The following is a 17,989-nucleotide window of genomic DNA, read 5'->3' as shown; positions in this document are numbered from 1 at the left end:
CCTGGTGCGCATGGCAGCCAGCAAGGCCGGTGGTCACCGACTTCCGACGGGGCACGGGAAAACGAGCTTCGTCGACAAGAAAATGGCAGGTTTAGCTCCCCTTCTGGGGCGGTGACGCCTGGGTGGACTGCAGACCCTGGACCTTCTGCATAGGACCCGGCGCATCCTTCTGTCAACCGCGCGACCATCAAGGAATTTCATGACCGCTTCACGCAGATACGGCTTTTCGCACAGGCTCGCCGAGGCTAGCCTGCACATCTATCAATTGGGGAGAGAGGAATGCTGAAAATCTACGGCGTCTACAAGTCGCGTGCGACGCGCATTCTCTGGCTGCTCGAGGAGCTGGGCCTGCCCTTCGAACTCGTGCCGGTTCTTCAGGCCTACAAGCTTGACGACCCCAAGGCGCCGGGTGTGCGGCTCAACACCCATTCGCCGGAATTCCTCGCGATCAACCCGATGGGCAGCATCCCGACCATCGAGGACGACGGCTTCGTGCTCAACGAGTCGCTGGCGCAGACGCTTTACGTGGCAAAGAAGTATGGCGGGCCGCTTGGGCCGCAGGATCTCACCGAAGACGCTCAGATGCTGCAATGGACGCTGTTTGCCGCGACCTCGATCGAGAGCGATGCGCTGCGGATTTCCGTCTCCAATTCCAGCGGCCGGCTTTCCACCGATGCCGGACAGGCAGAGGCAAAAGCCGCAGCCCGGTTGCTTGCCCGCCCCTTCGGCGTGCTGGAGAAGCATTTCTCAAGCCATGCCTATGCCGTGGGCGACCGTTTCACCGTGGCGGACATCAATCTCGCCGAGATCGTGCGCTATGCACAGCCCTGGCAGCCACTGCTCGACCAGCATCCGAAAACGGCAGAATGGCTCGCCCGCATGCAAGGCCGGCCCGCGTTCAAGGCGATGTGGGCCAAGCGGCTGGCGGAGGTGGAGTGAGGGGAATGGTGTTGACCGGCAACGCAACACCACTCAAGATTGCATCTTGAGGTAGCTCCATCAGAAGAACAATAACACCCCTACCTTGCAAGGTATATCTTTTGAGGTAGAGTGTGATTGCTCCGGCAAAAGTCGTGCAGGCTTTTTTCTATGTTTCCGACACGGGCAAAAGACCTGTACGGGAATGGTTGCCGTCGCTGGCCATCGCAGACCGCAAGGCAATTGGCGAGGATATCGCCACATTGGAGTATGCCTGGCCGGTCGGCATGCCAAAATGCGCAGCGATCACGAGAGTAAAAGGACTGTTCGAGGTGCGGTCCTCGCTTGCTACGGGCAGGATTGCACGGGTCTTCTTCTGCCTCTCCGAAGGCCGGATGGTTCTGCTGCATGGGTTTGAAAAGAAGACACAGAAAACACCGGACAAGGAATTGAAGCTTGCCATTGCAAGGATGAAGGATGTCCAACGCCATGCACGATGACGGAAACCCGCATATTGGGGAAAGCTTCGACAGCTTTCTCCACGCAGAAGGACTTTACGATGCGGTGACCGCCGTCGCGATCAAGCGTGTGCTCGTGCTGCAGATTGAGCAGGAAATGCGTGTCCAGGGCATTTCCAAGTCCGAAATGGCGCGTCGCATGAAAACAAGTGCGACGCAGTTGGGACGCCTGCTGGACCCTTCAAATGACAGGATTCAACTCGATACTCTGGTAAAGGCTGCCTCGGCTGTTGGGCGATCGCTTTCCGTCGCACTGGTTTGAGTATCACCCCCGCCGGAAGGGCCGGACCAGGACCCAGTAGCCGGTCTTGCGATAGATCAGCCAGGTGCCGAGGACGAGGCGCAGGAGCTGGACGAGGGCCATGGCGAGGGCGGCGCCGAGGATGCCGAGGACGGGGACCAGCAGGATGACGAAGACGACGGCAGCGGTGATCGAGCCAGCCGCCATCACGAAGTTGAGCCGGTAGCGGCCCTGCACCATCAGCAATTCGGCGGCCTGGCCGGTGGCGCCGCGCAGGATATAGGCAAGGCCCAGCAGCAGCAGGCAGGGATAGGCCGAGAGGAAGGCCGGGCCGAACAGCGACAGCAGCGGATAGCCGACGATCACCGTCAACAGCACCGAAGGGATGGTCAGCCAGAAGGTGGCATTGGTGGCGCCGGTGATGCGCGCCTGCAGCTCGGCGCGATCCGCGGTCGCATGGGACAGCGAGAAGCCGCGAGCGGCGACGACCATGAAGCCATATTGCACGAAGGCGGCCAGCGACAGGGCGCGCTGGGCAGCGAAATAAAGCGAGGCCTGTTCCGGCGGCACAAGGAAGCCGAGCAGCAGCACATCGATCCAGACGAAGAGTTCGTCCGCTGCCATGGCCGGCATGAGGAGCAGCGAGGAGACGATCCAGAAGCGGCGGTGTCGGGTCAAAGCCGCCGGGGACAGGGCAGCCAGAAGCGGCGATGGTGGCGGAGCGTCGGCGTGATCGGCAAAACCGGTCTCGTCTGCCGGGCCTTCTGACTGGTCTGCGGTTCGGCCGCTGGCGAGCCGGCGGCGCAGGATGCCGGCCTGCAGGCTGAGCACGACAAGCGAGCAGAGAACGACCAGCGTCAGGACTTCGGTCGCATCAAGCGTGATGCCTATGGCGCGGGCGATGAGGAAGCCGGTGATAACGATGATCGGGCGCAGAATGAAGCCCGGCACGGTGGCCAGCATATACCAGCCAAAGCTGCGGGAGACACCGGTGAGATAGGTTTCAAGCGACAGGATGGGGAAACCGAGACTGAGCACGGTGAGCGGCAGGAGGAAGGCCGGATCGATCAAGGACCGGCCGAAGACAAGCACGGCAAGCGCCAGGGCCGACAGCAGGACCGACCCGAGAATGACCACCCGAAAGCCGGTGGCGAGGAAAGCGGAGACATGGCCCGGCCGGCCGCGTCGGCCATAACGCGGCACGAAACGCATGCTGCTCGAATAAAAGCCGAAGACGCCGATCTGGCCAGCGACGCTGACCCAGGTCCAGAGGATGACATAGATGCCGTAGTCTTGCAGCGCCATCAGACGGGCAAGCGTCACCTGCAGAACAAGACCGACCACGGCCGCCACCAGGCGCACCGACGTTGTGACCAGCGCGCCGCGCAGATCCGGATTGCGCACAGCGCCTCGGAGCCGGTCGGTCAGCGTTGCAATCATGCCGATGGTCTTTCCTGCGGTCGCAGGTCCTGACGTTGCTGGGCGAACGGCATCAACGTCATCGACATGTTCATCGCGTCTCGATCCGCTCATTCGTCCCGGAATGAGGCAATCATAGACCCTGAGTCGTTAAGCGACCCTTGAAGCTCCGCCAGACGCAATCAGGCAAACAGCACGTCCGTGACCCGCACCGTGCCGACCGAAAGGCCGTTCCAGTTTGTCATGCCGTAATTGGCAAGCGCCATCAGGGCCTGGCGCTCTTCGCTGTCGGCTTCGAAATGGCGGGCGAGAAGGGCGGCTATCATGGCTTCGGCGGCGCGGGTGGAGCCATCCTCGCATTTGACGGCAAAGGACAGGCCCTTTTCCGGCAGCAGCGCACAGAACACGCCTTCCGCACCGGTCTTGGCGAAGATCTTGCCCGGCGCCACCTGCATGAGTTTCGTGCAGAAGCGCTTCGTGCCGGCGACGTAAAAGGGTTCGGCCATGCAGGCATCGATCAGCCGGCGGGCGGCAGCGGCGCGGATCGGCTCAAGCCCCCTGCCCGTTGCCAGCTTGCCAAAACCGCGGGCAAGGCCTGACAGTGGCACGGCATAGGTCGGGATGGAACAGCCATCGGTGCCGCAGCTATCCCGCGACAGCACGGCACCGGTCAGATCCGCCATGATGGCGCGGATCGCTTCCTGCAGCGGATGGTCATAGCCGGCATAGCCGCGCGGGTCTTCGCCCGTGTGGGCGCAGGCGCAGATGAAGCCGGAATGTTTGCCGGAGCAATTGTTGTGCAGCGCTGTCGGCTGCTCGAAAGTGCGGACCTGGGCGATCAGAACCGGCTGCTGAAACGACCAATGCGCGCCGCATTCCAGAATGCGCTGGTCATGGCCGGCCGCCTTCAGCATGCCCGCCGCCGTCTCGACATGCTCCGGCTCGCCGGAATGCGACGAGCACGCCAACGCCAGTTCCCGGTTGCCGAAACCATAGGCATCGGCAGCACCGCTCTCGACCAAAGGCAGGGCCTGCATGGCCTTGCAGGCCGAGCGCGGAAAGATCGCGGCATCGACATCACCGGCGGCATAGAGGATCTGCCCCTCGGCATCGACGACAACCGCCATACCGCGATGGCGGCTCTCAACGAGTTTACCGCGGGTAACCTCAACGGTGATCGGATTGTCCATGACCTGCCCCAGAAATGTAAGATTTCGACCCTACCTAACCTGAGTTGCTCACCTTTCGCGAGACCCCACCTTGAAAATTATCTGGCGCCTGCTGGCCGTGATCCTGGCTGTGTTCATTCTGCCGACGCTGGTTTCGGCCGGGCTCTGGGTGGCGCGGGATCATCCCAAAGGATGGCGCGACGCCGACTGGAGCTCGACCGGCCTGCTACCAGAAGCGAGCACCGCGCCGGAACCTGCGATCTATGTCTTCTCCGCCATGACCGGCGGCCTGAAAGGCGCGGTGGCCAGCCATGCCTGGATCGTCACCAAGACACGGAACGGCGAATACAAGCGTTATGACAAGGTGGGCTGGGGCAATCCGATCCGGCTCAACAACTATCCGGCGGATGGGCGGTGGTATTCCAACATGCCGCGCCAGGTGCTGAAAATCGAAGGGGCGGAGGCCGAGCGGCTGATCCCGAAGGTCGAAGCGGCAATCAAGAGCTACCCTTACGCCCGGCCCGGCGGCTACCGGATCTATCCGGGACCGAACTCCAACACGTTCGTGGCGCATGTGCTGCGCCAAGTGCCGGAGCTTGGCACGGTTCTGCCTTCGGATGCCGTCGGACGCGACTATCTGCCGGAGGGTGGTTTTTATGCGCTGGACGCGGATGGCCGCGATCTGCATTTGAGCCTTGGCGGCTATGCCGGCCTCTCGATCGGTGCCCGCAGCGGCTTCGAGGTCAATTTCCTCGGCCTTGTTGCCGGGTTCGACTTTTCAAAGCCGGCGCTCAAGGTGCCGGGCTTTGGCCCGATCGGGTTTTAAGTGAGACGGCTTTCCCGGAATCAAAAGAGCCACCCGCGAGGGTGGCTCCCATGAGTTTGGTCCTTGATGGGGACCCGGACACCTTGCGGCGTCCGAAGGAAGGTTGGGTCAGGCCGAGGGCCGCCCCGTCAAAACCACACCCTTTCCAAAGTCACCTACGCAGACCGAAATCTCATTAGACATTGGATCACCTTCCTTTCGTTACGTTGCCGATGATCAAAAGGTAGGGCGAGCATGAGGATTCGACAAGGCACATTGTGTAACGTTTTGTCCGGATAATTGTGTTGCGTTGCAGCGAGTTTCGTTCAGAATTCGCGCGCTGGTGATTTGGAACGCTGAGCACCGAAAGTCGCCCGGAGCCACCGCGCCTGTTGATGGGCCACCGGAGAAACTAGGCCAGCCTCAGCATGCTCGCGGGTTCGCAGCGGTGCGCAAGATCAACCTCACACTGCCGTCCAGCTGGCTGCCTTGCGCTGCATCAGAGACCATCACCGCCAGATGCTCACCACCGATCTTGCTGAACCAAGGCGAAGACTATGCCCTTGCTTTGCGCATGGAGCGGCTGGACGGGAGAGCGGATGCCACCCTCTCTGGGTCGATAACCGCTGAGGCGGGTGATGTCGCCTTCCGGGGAGCTGGAAGCGGACAACGCCGATCAGGATGCCGGTGGCAAACTCCGCAGCGCATTCGAGGTAGGCCGAGCCAAGTGCAATCGCGCTCGCTCTTGCTCCCTTCACAGAGAAGCCTCAATCACCAATCATAGCGCCGAAACAACCTTGGACGCACGAACAGTCGCGATCCGCCATGGCCGGTGAAAAGGGTTCCGATGGCGCGCGGCTCCCAATTGACGCGATCCAAAGTCAATTTGCACGCGGAGAGTCGCACACAACCGAGGCCACAGGATATCCTAGATAAATATAGATTTCCGCTCAACACACTAATGAAACATTCATTCAATCCATGAAATACAAATCAACAATATCCATAACAAACGCGTGTGGTTTATTTCTGCAATTAACATTCCTATGCGGTTGGATTAATCACATCTATGTTTGCTACTCTGACAATCTTCCAGGATTTTTTGTTGTCGGCGCGATATTCTATCCAATTGGAATCGCCCACGGGATTGGGGTTTGGCTTTTAGAACTATGGGATCTCTTGTCTGCCATAGACATCTGACCGTGATTGAAAAATCTGCAGAGGCAAAATTAAAAGTTTAGCCTGCATCATCGGCACGCTTTGACCGCCGCTTTGATCTCAGCGCTCGGTCATCTGCCGTAGTTGACCGCGCTGCTTTCCGTCACTCAGCCTCAGCCACATTTGTTGTCTCCGTGACCCTCACCGCCGGTTCGTGGCTCTACATCTGGCGCATACCCGCCCCGCCGCCGCCTCAGGACACCGACACCGGCTTTGACCGCAGCATCTTCGCCGTTGCCGGGTCGGCGCGGCGGCAGAGGCGTGGGGGCAAGCCCTTCATGATCAGTTCGGCATCGGCAACGGCCATGGAGCCAAGCGCATAGAAGGCGTCGCGCGTGCCGCCCGTGCGGTGCGCCGAGAGGAGAATGCCGGTGGCATTGCGGACAGGATCGTCTGCGGCGACGGGTTCTTCCGGAAACACATCGGTTGCGACCTTGATATGGCCGGACTGGGCGGCCTCGATCATGGCCGGGAAATCGACGACGGCAGCGCGGCTCATCAGCAGGAAGGCCGCACCTTGTCGCATCATGGCGAATTCGGGTTTGCCGATGAAGCCCTGGTTCTGGCTGGTGACGCTGGCAAAGACGAAGACCACCTGGCTTTCGCGCAAGACCTCTTCCAGCGTGGCGGGCTGGCAATCCTGCCGCTCGACGATCTCTCTGGGAAGCCAGGGGTCGAAGACGCGGACCGTGTTCCTGAACGGGCGAATGAGCTCGCGAAACTCCTGGCCGAGATCGCCGAAGCCGATGAGGCCGACGGGCGCGCCGGCAAAGCGGAAGGTGTCGGCATTGCCCTCCAGGCCATAGCGCTCGACACCCTGGCGAAAATCGCGGTCTGCCGCTGTAATGCCACGCGCCAGATCGAGCGCCATGGCGAGTGCGGCTTCCGCCACCGGCGAGGCAAAGGCCGATGCCGGCGTGATCACCCAGATGCCGCGCTCAACGCAGGCCTGATAGTCGATATTGGGCAGGAAATTCGATTCGACATTGATGATCGCCTTCAACTTCGGCGCCCGATCCAGGCGCTCTTTCGGCATATCGGTCTGGCCGAAGATCAGCACCGTCTCTGGAAGATGGCGCTCGACCTCTTCGTCCGGCATCTGGCGATCTTCCGAGACGATCACGTCGCCCAGCGCCTCAAGCCGCGCCCTGACCGAGGGCTCCATGATCAGCTCCAGGGTCCTCGGCAGCGGATCGACCAGAATGATATTGCGGCTCATCGTTTTCTCCCTTGAGGCATGTCTGGGCTGTGTGTCACGGCGTAGCCTTCGCCACAGGCGCAAAGCCGATCCTCAAACGAGGACCGGCTCCAGTTGCTTTAAGCTTCGGTATGATTTTGCGCCTGTCCGGAGGCAAACCGCGCATGCGGCTTTGCTGGACATAGGCGCTCAGGCGACCGCCTCCTCGCGGACGTCGTCAAGCAACAGGTGGGCGATGATATATTTGATCTTGTAGGTGACGCCGCTGTCGGCCTTGGCCTCTTCCGTGCCGCCATCGGCCGGATGCCAGGCGTGGTAGTGCGGATTGTTGACAACGAGGGTGACCGCCTTGCCGGCATATTTGCCATCCAGCCGGTAGCGCTTTTCCGCCAGCGGCCAGATGCGCTGGTAATCCTCCTCCGTCAGGCGGATTCGCAGGGCGGCCCGCTTGGTCTTGGCTGCGGATCCGGCGCCTTCGCGCTCGGATTCTGGAATATCCAGCAGGACCTCCTCGGCATTATCGAAGATCGTTTTCAGTTCTTCCGGCCATGCACGCCTCATGGATATTCCTCCCTTGTTCGGTTCCTCAACCGTTTATGAAGGTAGCGTGACCTTGGCCGCGACGCAAATGGCAGTTCCACCGTTTGTGCCAGCCGGGCCGGCTTTGCCGGGGAACCCATTTCCCGCAATTCGAGTTGACCCGGCACCGTTGCGAGGTGAAACTTGCGCCGAGGATTGGAAGGAGGACCCGATGGAAGAGGCAAACCGCTGGCGAAACATGCGAACGGCCCCGCGAGATGGCAGCCGCATTCTTGTGACCATCCGCGCCTCCGAACAGGGTCCGGGCGCTGTCGATCTCGTCTATTGGTCGAATGGCGACCGCTTCGGCCGCGAAGCCTGGCGCTCGTCGGATTCCGTGCCGGGCCTGATTGTCGAATATGCCGAGCCGGAGCTCAAATGCTGGATGCCCCTACCCAGCGTCAATGTGGACGCAATGGTCCGCCCGCCCGCCTGGGAGGGCGAGGATGAGCAGGAGCTGGATGGCTCCGGGATTTGAAGGGCGAAGAGGCTAAACTCGGTTCCTTGCCCGGGAACACAAACATTTCAGCACCCATCGCTTTTCCTGGAGAATGCCATGTTCACGCATATTATGATCGGGAGCAACGACCTCGATCGCGCCAGACGCTTCTACGACGCCACCTTCCTTGCGCTGGGCGGCATGCCCGGCCAGATGGATGCGCGGGGCAGGCTCATCTATCTGCACAATGGTGGCCGGCTGATGATTACGAAACCGATCGACGGGCATCCGGCTACGGCGGCCAATGGCGGGACGATCGGTATTCTCGCTGCGAGCCCAGCAGAGGTTCGGGCCTGGCATTCCGAAGGCACCCGGCATGGCGGCACGGCGATCGAAACGCCGCCCTCGGAGCGGCCGGACGGTTCCCTCGTCGCCTATCTGCGCGACCCCGATGGCAACAAGCTGACCGTGCGATCACTGCCAACACCGGGTCAATGACCATCGGCGTCGCTTAGCGGTCCACGATCTTTTAGTTCGTCTGCTTTGCCATCGGCACCGCTTCCGTCACCAGCTTGAATTCGGCCATTTCCTGCGGCGTCAGATAGTAGAGCCGGTCCGGCGGCGTTTCGAGGGCGTGGATCCAGAGGCCATTGGCAATGCCCATGGTGTCCAGATGCCGGGCAATGCGCGCCGTCGTGCTCTGGGCGTTGGACATGGCGCGCTCCGGCGAGGGACGCTCCTCTCCGGCATTGAAAACCTGGTGGACGCCGACAATGGCGTCTTTTTCCGCCGCGCGCGCAACGCCGCCGGCCATGACCAGCGGGCAAGAGGACGCGCAGAGCGCCTTTGTCGCCACTTCAGTGTTCAGGCCTTTCTCGCGAATGAGCGTCGACATGGCGAGCGCGTCGGTGACCGATCCGCCGGGGGAATTGAGGGAGACGGCTTTTACATATTCGCCCCGCGCCTCAATCTCCTTGGCGAAACGATCGGCGGCCCCCAGATCGATGGAGCCTTCCGCCTTCAGCACTCCGCCGGGCAGAAGCTCGAAGTGCATGGGCTGGCGCAGCACTTCCGGGGTACTTTCAGGCTCCACCGGTGGCGCATTGGGAACGCCGTCCGTCAAGGCGGGCGGAAGCACGGGCGCATCCGTCGTCATCGGGTCATGGCCGGGCAGGTCTTCTGATGCCAGGCTCAATTCCCTGAGGTCGACAAAAAGGAATGCGCCGGCTGCCGCCAGCAGGCCGTAGAAGGCACCCCGCATCAGGAGGCCGTCATCGGCGCTCAGAAATGCGTCTTTCAGACGCGAGGCGAGCGCTGACGGGCTCATGCGGGCGGCCCCTTTCGCGGTGTCTTGGCCGCCATATCGAGGCTGGTGATGTTGGAATCGGCGCGGTCCCGCTCCTCGTCGTTTTCGAGGGCTTGCACGGCCTTTTCCACGTCGATCCCCTGGCGCCCCAAGGCACGCTGCACCTCGAGCGCCTGCAGAAGCTCGGCTGCCGTGATCCGCTCGGCAAACGGCAAGCGCTCGTCCTGCCGGCGGATCGCGCCATGCACGATGGCCAGAATGAAGACGAGGACTGCGGGGAGAAGGTCAATGGATATAGCGCCTGCCCAGGCCGGAATGAAATCGGCGGCATAGCGCAGAACGGCTTCGGCTGACGACAGCGGCACGAAGCGGCGCTCGGCCACCGGCTCGCGTGCCAGAATATCATCCGCCGCCTGCGACAGCACTTGCGACTGGGCGGTGACCGAGGCGCGAATGGTCTGCATGACCTGATCCTGGCGATCCACGAGTTCGGCTGCCTGGCCATCCGCGACAGGCGCGATGAAGCCCAAGGACAGGTCTTCCGCCGCCCGCTTGACGGACGGGGCAATCGAGGTCTGCTCCAGCGAGGTGATGACACCGGAGAGCGCCACGACTTCCGCCGAAAAATCATCGCTGCGCGGCGCAATCGCGCCCGGTGCCGAGACCAGCTTGCGCATGGTTTCCAGATGGGTGCGTCCCTGATCGAACAGCGTGGTGACCCGCTCGCGGGACGCCGTGATGCCGGTCTCCAGCTCGTTCAGCTGCGAGGACATCTGCGACAGAAGCTGGACCACGCTGCCGGAGCCTGTGGTGCCGGTGAGCGCGCCATTCTGCCGTTCGTCTGCCGCAAGGCGGGCGAAGCGTTCCGAGGTGCGCTGGATATCCGGCAAAAGGCTTTGCGCGGCCAGCGCGTTCTGATGCGCCTTGTCGAGGTCTGCGGTATAGTCCTCGACGGTTTCGGCCAGATGCTGCTCAAGCGCTGCTGAGCCTGCGAGCGCTGCCGCATTCAGCCAGCTCGACATGGCAATGATCATGGCGCAGCCAAGCGCCATCACGCCGAGCATGGCGCCACGGGCGGCCGTGCCTGTGACATGCGGATAGAAGCGCGCCATGTAGGACCAGAAGGCATAGATCGCGACCGACACCGAGGCGGCGTAGATGATGGCGGCAAAGAAGACGGCCGTGGCCGAGCCATCCAGGATGCTGCGCACACCGAGATAGGTATAAACGCCGGATGCGAGCGCGAGGACCGCAAGCGCAAAGCGTGTCATGGTTTCGACGGCGATCACGCCATCCTGCAAGCGATGCGATGCCCCAAGTGCCATGAAGACCTCCAGCGGGAATGAAGCGTTAAAAAGCGGTCAAGAAGGGGGCGGAATGAAGGCTATAGATTCGCTTCTTTTCCATGCAGACCGGGCCGCCGTGCCCCCTCTTAGTCCACGGCCCCTCACCCCAGCGTCAGCACGATCTTGCCGATATGCGCCGAGCTTTCCATCAGCCGGTGCGCCTCGACGACCTCTTCGAAGGGCAGCACCGTGTGGATGACAGGCGCCACCTCGCCGGCTTCCAGCCGTGGCCAGACTTCGGCCTGCAGATCGTCGCGGATGGCGCGTTTCTCTTCGGCCGTGCGCGGGCGCATGGTGGAGCCGGTGACGGCGAGGCGCTTGACCATGATCGGGGCGAGATTGGCCTTTTCGACGGTGGAGCCGCCGAGGAAGGCGATGATCGAGAGACAACCGTCCTTGGCGAGAACCTGCAGGTTGCGGTCGAAATAGGCAGCCCCGATCATATCGAGCACGACATCGACGCCCGTTCCGCCCGTTTCTGCCTTGATGATTTCGACGAAGTCTTCCGTCTTGTAGTTGATTGCCCTTGTCGCACCCAGCTCAACGCAGGCGGCACATTTTTCCGCCGATCCTGCCGTGGTGTAGACGGTGGCGCCGAAGGTTTTTGCCAGCTGGATGGCCGTCGTGCCAATGCCGGAGGAGCCGCCGTGAATGAGCACGCTTTCGCCTTCCGTCAGACCCGCCATCTGGAAGAGATTGGCCCAGACGGTGAAGAAGGTTTCCGGCAGGGCCGCGGCCTTTACCGCATCATAACCCTTGGGCCATGACAGCGCCTGGGTGGCGGGGACGGCGCAGTACTCGGCATAACCCCCGCCATTGGCGAGGGCTGCGACCTTGTCGCCCACCTTGAAGCCGGACACGCCTTCCCCCAGCGCCACCACTTCGCCGGCGATTTCCAGCCCGAGAATGGGGCTTGCCTCCTTCGGCGGCGGATAGGTTCCCTGGCGCTGGGCGACATCCGGCCGATTGACGCCCGCCGCCTCGACCTTCACCAGAAGCTCGCCTGCCCGCACATGCGGCACCGGGCCATCGACAATGCGCATGACTTCGGGGCCGCCCGGAGCCGTGAATTCAACATGGCGCATGGTGGTGGGAAGGGACATGGGCGGGGCTCCAGATTGTGAGTGGAGTGACATAGCTAGGGTGCCGGGCGGCTGATTGGAAGGAGACGCTTGGTCTGACGTGACAAATGGTATCGGGTGCGGCGAGCGCGGCGGCGTGTTGAGAGCATGCCGCCAGCGCCTGCCGTCAGGGCTTCAATTCGTGCCCCGAACGGCGATCAGCTCCGGATAGGGATAGTAGCGCAGACGCTGGTCGCGGCAGCGGTAGTCGTTCGCCGTCGAGCCGAGGATCTGGCCGTTGCGGACCGAGAATCCGATAACGTCGGGCTGTCGCTGCCGCTGGGCGTGCCAGGCACGGACACAAAACGCATAGGTCTTGGTTTCCGGCTGCAGAAGCACCACGCTGGAAATTTCCGGCCGGACGAAATCGCCAATCTTTCCGCCATTGTTGTTTATGATGCGAACAAGCTGGTTGCGCACGGAAGCCGAAGGCGGAACCTGGGAGTCGGCGACGGACTGGGCCACGTCTGTCTGGCAGCCGGCGAGCAAGAACAGGCCGCCGAGCGAGGCAATCAATTTCTTCATGTGAGGATCCTGTTTCGAAATACCGCTCCATCTTGCGCATCTGCTGGGGGCATTCAAGACCCCACTCAACCCGCCGCATCTCTTCAAATGCGGATGCCGCACAGCACAAGCATGTCACTTCCCAGGGTGTTTGCGCCCTCTTTAGTCCGGGCCCCGTCGCTTCTGTGCAGGCACGTCGCTTGAAGGATTTCGACGTCACACATCAGCGGATTGGCAGTACAAGATCATATTGCATGAAGGTTGCGACCGGCGTCGGCTGGTAGTTTCCGAAGGCGTCACGGTTGCGGAAGCCCAACTTTTCATAAAGCTGCCGGGCTTCGATATTGCGGATGCCCACCTCAAGCACGACTGCGCGGATATCCCGCCTGCGGCAGGCCTCAAGCATTGCGCAAACCAGGGCGCGGCCAATGCCTTGCCCCTGATGGTCGGGATCCACGATCAGACGCTTGAGTTCGACCACCCCGTCGCCGAGGTCAAAGCTGGCGACACAGCCGATGGCTTTATCCTTCAGGCGCGCAACGAAGACCTCGATGCCTGCGCTGTCCAGAACCTTGCCCGTGATCGGTTTGCGATATTCGCCCGGATACAGGCGCGCTGCCACCGCATCGGAGAGCTGTAGCAAACGATCGACGTCGGACTGGTCTGCCGGCTCAATATGGATGGAAACCGGGCCCAAGGCGAACTCCTGGCAAGTGCTGTTGTGCTGGACGAAAGGCTAACACGGGATAACCGACGGGCAAGCCTCACATCCCCAGCGCCGCAATCTCCAACCCGCCCTCGCCTTCCTTGGCGCGTTTCTTCAATTCGGCGATCTCGGTGCTGATCGCGTCGACATCGTCGATGAAGCGCCCCTTGGGGAGTTCGAGCACGCCGATCGAGCAGCGCATCAGGGGGAAATCGCGCTCACGACCAAGGCGATCTTCGCCGCGGATGCGGCCGGCCTGGCGGTCGGCGACGGAATAGAGGCCGATCACGTCGTCATGGAAATCCGAAAGCAAACGGTCGAGGATTTCGGTCAAGTCCTCGCGCGTCCAGTCGGTGACGCCGATGAAGAAATCGTCGCCGCCGACATGGCCGAGGAAATCGCCGTCGGAGAAGAAATAGCGGCGCATCAAGGCGGCAAAGAGCGAGATGGCGTGGTCGCCCTGGTGGAAGCCGTAATGGTCGTTGAACGGCTTGAAGTGATCGAAATCGCAGTAGCAGAAGAAGCGCGTCGTATCTCCGTCGAGCGCGCTGTCGCGCATGAAATCTCGGATGGCGCGGTTGCCGGGAAGGCCGGTGAGCGGGTTCTGGTCCTGGGCGGTCTTCAGCTGCTTCTCGTTGATGATGCGGATCAGCGAGGCTGCCGAGACGATACCGGCATAGCGCATGTTTTCCGTCAGGATGACGCAGTCGGAGCCTTCCATATTGGCAAAGATCGTCATCAGCCGCTCAGCATCAGCATCGAGCCCGACGATCGGGGCGCGGTCGACGAAATGCGAGATCGAGCGCTCGTAGAGCTTGTTCTTCAACAGGTCGCGGCCGAAGGGCTGGTAGATATATTCCTTCAGATGGCGCTCGTTGATGATGCCGCGTGGCTCGCCATTGGCATTGAGCACGGGGAAGAAGCTCTGGCCGGGATTGCGGCGGAAGAGATCGAAGACGTGCTCGATGCTCTCATGCTCGAAAACGGTTGGCAGGGTTTCAATCTGCTTGCGGATGAGGATCTCATCCAGCGACTGCCCGGCGCGGCGGGCCTTGCCGACATCCTGCAGATGCGGGAAGGCGCTTTTGAGTTCGGACATCAACGTGGTCGGGCGGGCGATGAACCAGCCCTGGACGAGGTCAACCCCAAATTCGCGGCAGGCCAGGAATTCCGTCTCCGTCTCGATGCCTTCGGCAATGACGCGCACGCCGAGCACATGGCAGAAATTGACGATGTTCTTGACCAGATGGCGCTTGCGCGGGTTGTGATCGAGGCCAGCGATGAAGTGGCGATCGATCTTCACATAATCGACCGGGTAGTCGCAGAGCAGCTTCATCTCGCCATGGCCGACGCCGAAATCATCGATGGCAAGCTTGAAGCCGGAGCGGCGCAGACGCTCGACCAGACCGGCGAATTCCGGCACCTGGGTGTTGTCGAAGCGCTCGGAGAGCTCAAAGCAAATCGAGGACGGCGGCACCTGTGCCTTGCGCAGCTGATCGAGCAGCGTGTCGATCAGTGCATCGCCCTCGCGGATCAGCCGGACATCGAGATTGAGGAAGAGCGTGGCACCGGCGCGATCCGGCAGGGCGGCGAACTTGGCGACGGCGCGCGTTGCCACCATCTGCTCGAGCGCCAGAAGATGGCCTGTTTCGGCCGCGTGATCGATCAGGTCGAGCGGGCTCTGATAGCCGATCCTGTCATGGCCGCGCAGCAGGCTCTCATAGCCAAAGACCGCGCCCGTTCCGACCTCGACAATGGGCTGAAAGCCGTTTTCGACCACGAGTTTTGCCAGCGTCACGAGCTGATCTCCGGCGAAGCGCCGAACCGTTGGCGGGGCTTCCATCAGCTGCGGGACCATTAGAAACTCCTGGATTAACCTTATGATTTTACGAGCGAAATCTGCGTCACAACCATCAACAAATCCTTTCTCGAAAATGACAGTTCGATGAAGTTTGCCTGCCAATTGTCAAGGATTTTAGGCAGTGCAGATTTTTATTGATTGATCAGTCAATCAAAACTATGATCGGAACCTTCAAGGGGACCGCGATGCCGAAAATCGGAATGGAACCGATCCGCCGCAAGGCGCTTGTCGATGCCGCGTTGAAGGCCATTGGCCATCACGGTTCTCTCAGCGTGACCATGTCGGAGATTGCCCGCGAGGCTGGCGTTTCGGCAGCGCTCGCGCATCACTATTTCGGCTCCAAGGACCAGTTGCTGATCGAGACGATCCGCTCGCTGCTTCGCCAGTTGCGCGCCGATGCGGTCCAGGCGCTGGCAAAGGCCGAAACGCCACGGGCGCGCGTTTCGGCTGTCATCCGCGTGTCGTTCCAGGCCGACCAGTTTGCACCCGAAGTGGTCGCGGCCTGGCTTGCCTTTTATTCCGAAGCCCAACGTTCCGAAGCGGTGCGGCGGCTGCTTGCGCTCTATGCAAGGCGGCTACATTCCAACCTGATGTCCGGCCTGACCCCACTCTGCAGCCCCTTCGACGCGGGCCGAATTGCCGATGGCGCGGCCGCGATGATCGATGGGCTCTATATCCGGCAATCTCTGAAATCCGCACCCCTGTCGATCGAGGCTTCTGTGGCCCTGGTCGAGGATTATGTGACGGGGCAGTTGCAAGCCGTGACCGCCGAAACAATTGCCCCTCACCCTACCCTCTCCCCGCAGGCGGGGAGAGGGAGAGGCGGCCGCTAGCGCCGGAGTATCCTTCTCCCCGCCTGCGGGGAGAAGGTGCCCGAAGGGCGGATGAGGGCCCTTAATAGCAAGATGCAAATTCGAACACCCGTCTGGAGACAGGACATGAAAGCCCAACCGCAAGCCTCGCATTTCATTGATGGCGAGTATGTCGAAGATACCGACGGCACTGTCATCGAGAGCATCTACCCCGCGACCGGCGAAGTGATCGCCCGGCTGCATGCGGCAACACCTGCTATCATCGAAAAGGCGATTGCCTCTGCCAAACGGGCGCAGAAGGAATGGGCTTCGTGGAGCCCGGCTGCGCGCGGCCGCGTCTTGAAGAAGGCGGCCGAGATCTTGCGTGAGCGCAATCGCGAACTTTCCGAGCTCGAGACGCTCGACACAGGCAAGCCGATCCAGGAAACGATCGTGGCGGACCCGACCTCCGGTGCCGACAGCTTCGAATTCTTCGGCGGCATCATCGCGACCGCCATGAACGGCAGCCAGATCCCGCTGGGCGGTGACTGGGCCTATACCAAGCGTGTGCCGCTCGGTGTCGTCGTCGGCATCGGCGCCTGGAACTATCCGCAGCAGATCGCCTGCTGGAAGGGCGCGCCGGCGCTTGCTGCCGGCAATGCCATGGTGTTCAAGCCGTCGGAAGTGACGCCGCTTGGGGCACTCAAGATCGCAGAGATCCTGATCGAGGCGGGCGCACCGAAGGGCGTTTACAATGTCATCCAAGGGGATCGCGAAACCGGGCCGCTGCTCGTCAGTCACCCCGATGTCGCCAAGGTGTCGCTGACCGGCTCCGTGCCGACGGGCCGCAAGGTGGCGGGGGCGGCTGCCGCGCAGCTCAAGCACGTCACCATGGAGCTCGGCGGCAAGTCGCCGATCGTGATCTTCGACGATGCCGATATCGACAGCGCGATCTCCGGCGCCATGCTCGGCAATTTCTATTCGACCGGCCAGGTCTGCTCGAACGGCACCCGCGTCTTCGTCCATAAGGCCATCAAGGAGACCTTCCTGTCACGGCTGAAGGCCCGCACGGAAGCCATCCTGATCGGCGATCCGCAGGACGAGGCAACCCAGATGGGGCCGATGGTCTCGCTCGCACAACGCGAGAAGGTTCTCTCTTACATCGACAAGGGCAAGGCAGAGGGCGCGACGCTCGTCACCGGTGGTGGCATTCCCAATAGCGTCACCGGCGAAGGCTTCTACATCCAGCCGACCGTGTTTGCCGATGTCACCGACGACATGACCATCGCGCGGGAAGAGATTTTCGGGCCTGTGATGTGCGTGCTCGATTTCGACGACGAGGCAGAGGTGATCGCGCGCGCCAATGCCACCGAATTCGGCCTCTCGGCCGGCGTGTTCACGGCGGATTTTTCGCGCGCGCATCGCGTGGTGGATCAGCTGGAAGCCGGAACCCTCTGGATCAACACATACAATCTCTGCCCGGTGGAGATCCCGTTCGGCGGATCCAAGCAGTCCGGCTTCGGCCGCGAGAATTCGGCAGCGGCGCTGGAGCACTATTCCGAGCTGAAGACGGTTTATGTCGGCATGGGCAAATGCGAGGCGCCGTATTGAGATGAACGGCGTGCAGGGTTACCCCCCTCTGTCCTCCTTCGATTGCATCGAAGCGCGGACATCTCCCCCACAAGGGGGGAGACGGGATGGCGGCTGGCCGCTCGGACGTTCGGGAAGCACAGCGCTGGCGGCCACTCTCCCCCCTTGTGGGGGAGATGTCGGCATAGCCGACAGAGGGGGGTATCCCCGGCAACAGAAAGACGGGCATGACTTCGCCCCCCTCATCCGCCCTTCGGGCA

The 17,989-nt window shown here is 61.8% G+C and carries 18 protein-coding genes; 8 read left to right on the top strand and 10 right to left on the bottom strand.

Going from position 1 to position 17,989, the window contains the following annotated elements:
- Positions 1-279: 279 nt before the first annotated feature.
- The 3 genes from IP76_RS03220 to IP76_RS03210 all read left to right on the top strand — a co-directional run bounded on the left by IP76_RS03220 (position 280) and on the right by IP76_RS03210 (position 1,698).
- Positions 280-939 carry a glutathione S-transferase family protein gene (locus tag IP76_RS03220; RefSeq protein ID WP_054156729.1) on the top strand — a complete coding sequence of 220 codons (660 nt, stop codon included), beginning with the start codon at positions 280-282 and terminating at the stop codon, positions 937-939.
- A 113-nt stretch (positions 940-1,052) separates the two neighbouring features.
- Entirely contained in the window at positions 1,053-1,418 is a 366-nt protein-coding gene (locus tag IP76_RS03215; RefSeq protein WP_054156728.1) for a type II toxin-antitoxin system RelE/ParE family toxin, read from the top strand.
- On the top strand, positions 1,408-1,698 hold the full coding sequence (locus tag IP76_RS03210; protein WP_054156727.1) for an XRE family transcriptional regulator: 291 nt from the start codon (positions 1,408-1,410) through the stop codon (positions 1,696-1,698). The genes IP76_RS03215 and IP76_RS03210 overlap by 11 nt, the downstream gene beginning before the upstream one ends.
- Positions 1,699-1,701: 3 nt before the next feature.
- Here IP76_RS03210 and IP76_RS03205 read toward each other — a convergent pair whose 3' ends face one another.
- Together IP76_RS03205 and IP76_RS03200 are read right to left on the bottom strand one after the other, a co-directional pair.
- Positions 1,702-3,210, bottom strand: coding sequence for a lipopolysaccharide biosynthesis protein (locus IP76_RS03205; protein WP_054156726.1), 1,509 nt, complete (start codon positions 3,208-3,210; stop codon positions 1,702-1,704).
- 68 nt (positions 3,211-3,278) lie between these two features.
- Complete coding sequence (locus IP76_RS03200; RefSeq protein WP_054156725.1) at positions 3,279-4,286, bottom strand: asparaginase; 1,008 nt, start codon at positions 4,284-4,286, stop codon at positions 3,279-3,281.
- Between the two features lie 70 nt (positions 4,287-4,356).
- Between IP76_RS03200 and IP76_RS03195 the strand changes: the two genes are divergently transcribed.
- Positions 4,357-5,091, top strand: a complete 735-nt coding sequence (locus IP76_RS03195; protein ID WP_054156724.1) for a DUF3750 domain-containing protein — start codon at positions 4,357-4,359, stop codon at positions 5,089-5,091.
- A 1,390-nt stretch (positions 5,092-6,481) separates the two neighbouring features.
- Here the strand turns inward: IP76_RS03195 and IP76_RS03190 are convergent.
- Positions 6,482-7,507 (bottom strand): hydroxyacid dehydrogenase, encoded by a 1,026-nt coding sequence (locus IP76_RS03190; RefSeq protein WP_054156723.1) that lies wholly within the window; start codon positions 7,505-7,507, stop codon positions 6,482-6,484.
- A 168-nt stretch (positions 7,508-7,675) separates the two neighbouring features.
- Positions 7,676-8,047 carry a hypothetical protein gene (locus IP76_RS03185; RefSeq protein WP_054156722.1) on the bottom strand — a complete coding sequence of 124 codons (372 nt, stop codon included), beginning with the start codon at positions 8,045-8,047 and terminating at the stop codon, positions 7,676-7,678.
- 190 nt (positions 8,048-8,237) lie between these two features.
- Here IP76_RS03185 and IP76_RS03180 point away from each other — a divergent pair, with 190 nt between their 5' ends.
- Positions 8,238-8,543, top strand: a complete 306-nt coding sequence (locus IP76_RS03180) for a hypothetical protein (protein ID WP_054156721.1) — start codon at positions 8,238-8,240, stop codon at positions 8,541-8,543.
- Between the two features lie 78 nt (positions 8,544-8,621).
- On the top strand, positions 8,622-9,002 hold the full coding sequence (locus tag IP76_RS03175) for a VOC family protein (protein ID WP_054156720.1): 381 nt from the start codon (positions 8,622-8,624) through the stop codon (positions 9,000-9,002).
- 31 nt (positions 9,003-9,033) lie between these two features.
- Here IP76_RS03175 and IP76_RS03170 read toward each other — a convergent pair whose 3' ends face one another.
- The 6 genes from IP76_RS03170 to IP76_RS03145 form a co-directional block, all read right to left on the bottom strand.
- The gene (locus tag IP76_RS03170) at positions 9,034-9,831 is read right to left on the bottom strand and encodes a hypothetical protein (protein WP_054156719.1); all 798 of its coding nucleotides are present in this window, start codon (positions 9,829-9,831) and stop codon (positions 9,034-9,036) included.
- The gene (locus IP76_RS03165; protein ID WP_054156718.1) at positions 9,828-11,135 is read right to left on the bottom strand and encodes a hypothetical protein; all 1,308 of its coding nucleotides are present in this window, start codon (positions 11,133-11,135) and stop codon (positions 9,828-9,830) included. Before IP76_RS03165 ends, IP76_RS03170 begins: the two co-directional genes overlap by 4 nt.
- Before the next feature lie 122 nt (positions 11,136-11,257).
- Positions 11,258-12,259: an NAD(P)H-quinone oxidoreductase gene (locus tag IP76_RS03160; RefSeq protein ID WP_054156717.1), complete on the bottom strand. Its 1,002-nt coding sequence runs from the start codon at positions 12,257-12,259 to the stop codon at positions 11,258-11,260.
- A 153-nt stretch (positions 12,260-12,412) separates the two neighbouring features.
- Complete coding sequence (locus IP76_RS03155; protein ID WP_054156716.1) at positions 12,413-12,802, bottom strand: hypothetical protein; 390 nt, start codon at positions 12,800-12,802, stop codon at positions 12,413-12,415.
- A 202-nt stretch (positions 12,803-13,004) separates the two neighbouring features.
- Positions 13,005-13,478 (bottom strand): GNAT family N-acetyltransferase, encoded by a 474-nt coding sequence (locus IP76_RS03150; RefSeq protein WP_054156715.1) that lies wholly within the window; start codon positions 13,476-13,478, stop codon positions 13,005-13,007.
- A gap of 67 nt (positions 13,479-13,545) precedes the next feature.
- Positions 13,546-15,345: a bifunctional diguanylate cyclase/phosphodiesterase gene (locus IP76_RS03145; protein ID WP_054156714.1), complete on the bottom strand. Its 1,800-nt coding sequence runs from the start codon at positions 15,343-15,345 to the stop codon at positions 13,546-13,548.
- 188 nt (positions 15,346-15,533) lie between these two features.
- Here IP76_RS03145 and betI point away from each other — a divergent pair, with 188 nt between their 5' ends.
- Positions 15,534-16,181, top strand: coding sequence for a transcriptional regulator BetI (gene betI / locus IP76_RS03140; protein WP_054156816.1), 648 nt, complete (start codon positions 15,534-15,536; stop codon positions 16,179-16,181).
- A gap of 105 nt (positions 16,182-16,286) precedes the next feature.
- Positions 16,287-17,750: a betaine-aldehyde dehydrogenase gene (betB, locus tag IP76_RS03135; RefSeq protein ID WP_054156713.1), complete on the top strand. Its 1,464-nt coding sequence runs from the start codon at positions 16,287-16,289 to the stop codon at positions 17,748-17,750.
- Positions 17,751-17,989 lie beyond the last annotated feature (239 nt).

The organism is Rhizobium sp. AAP43, from assembly GCF_001296045.1.
In the GTDB taxonomy this organism is placed as follows: domain Bacteria; phylum Pseudomonadota; class Alphaproteobacteria; order Rhizobiales; family Rhizobiaceae; genus Allorhizobium.
The sequence above is the reverse complement of the archived record's forward strand: the minus strand, read 5'-3'. Positions and strand labels throughout refer to the sequence as shown.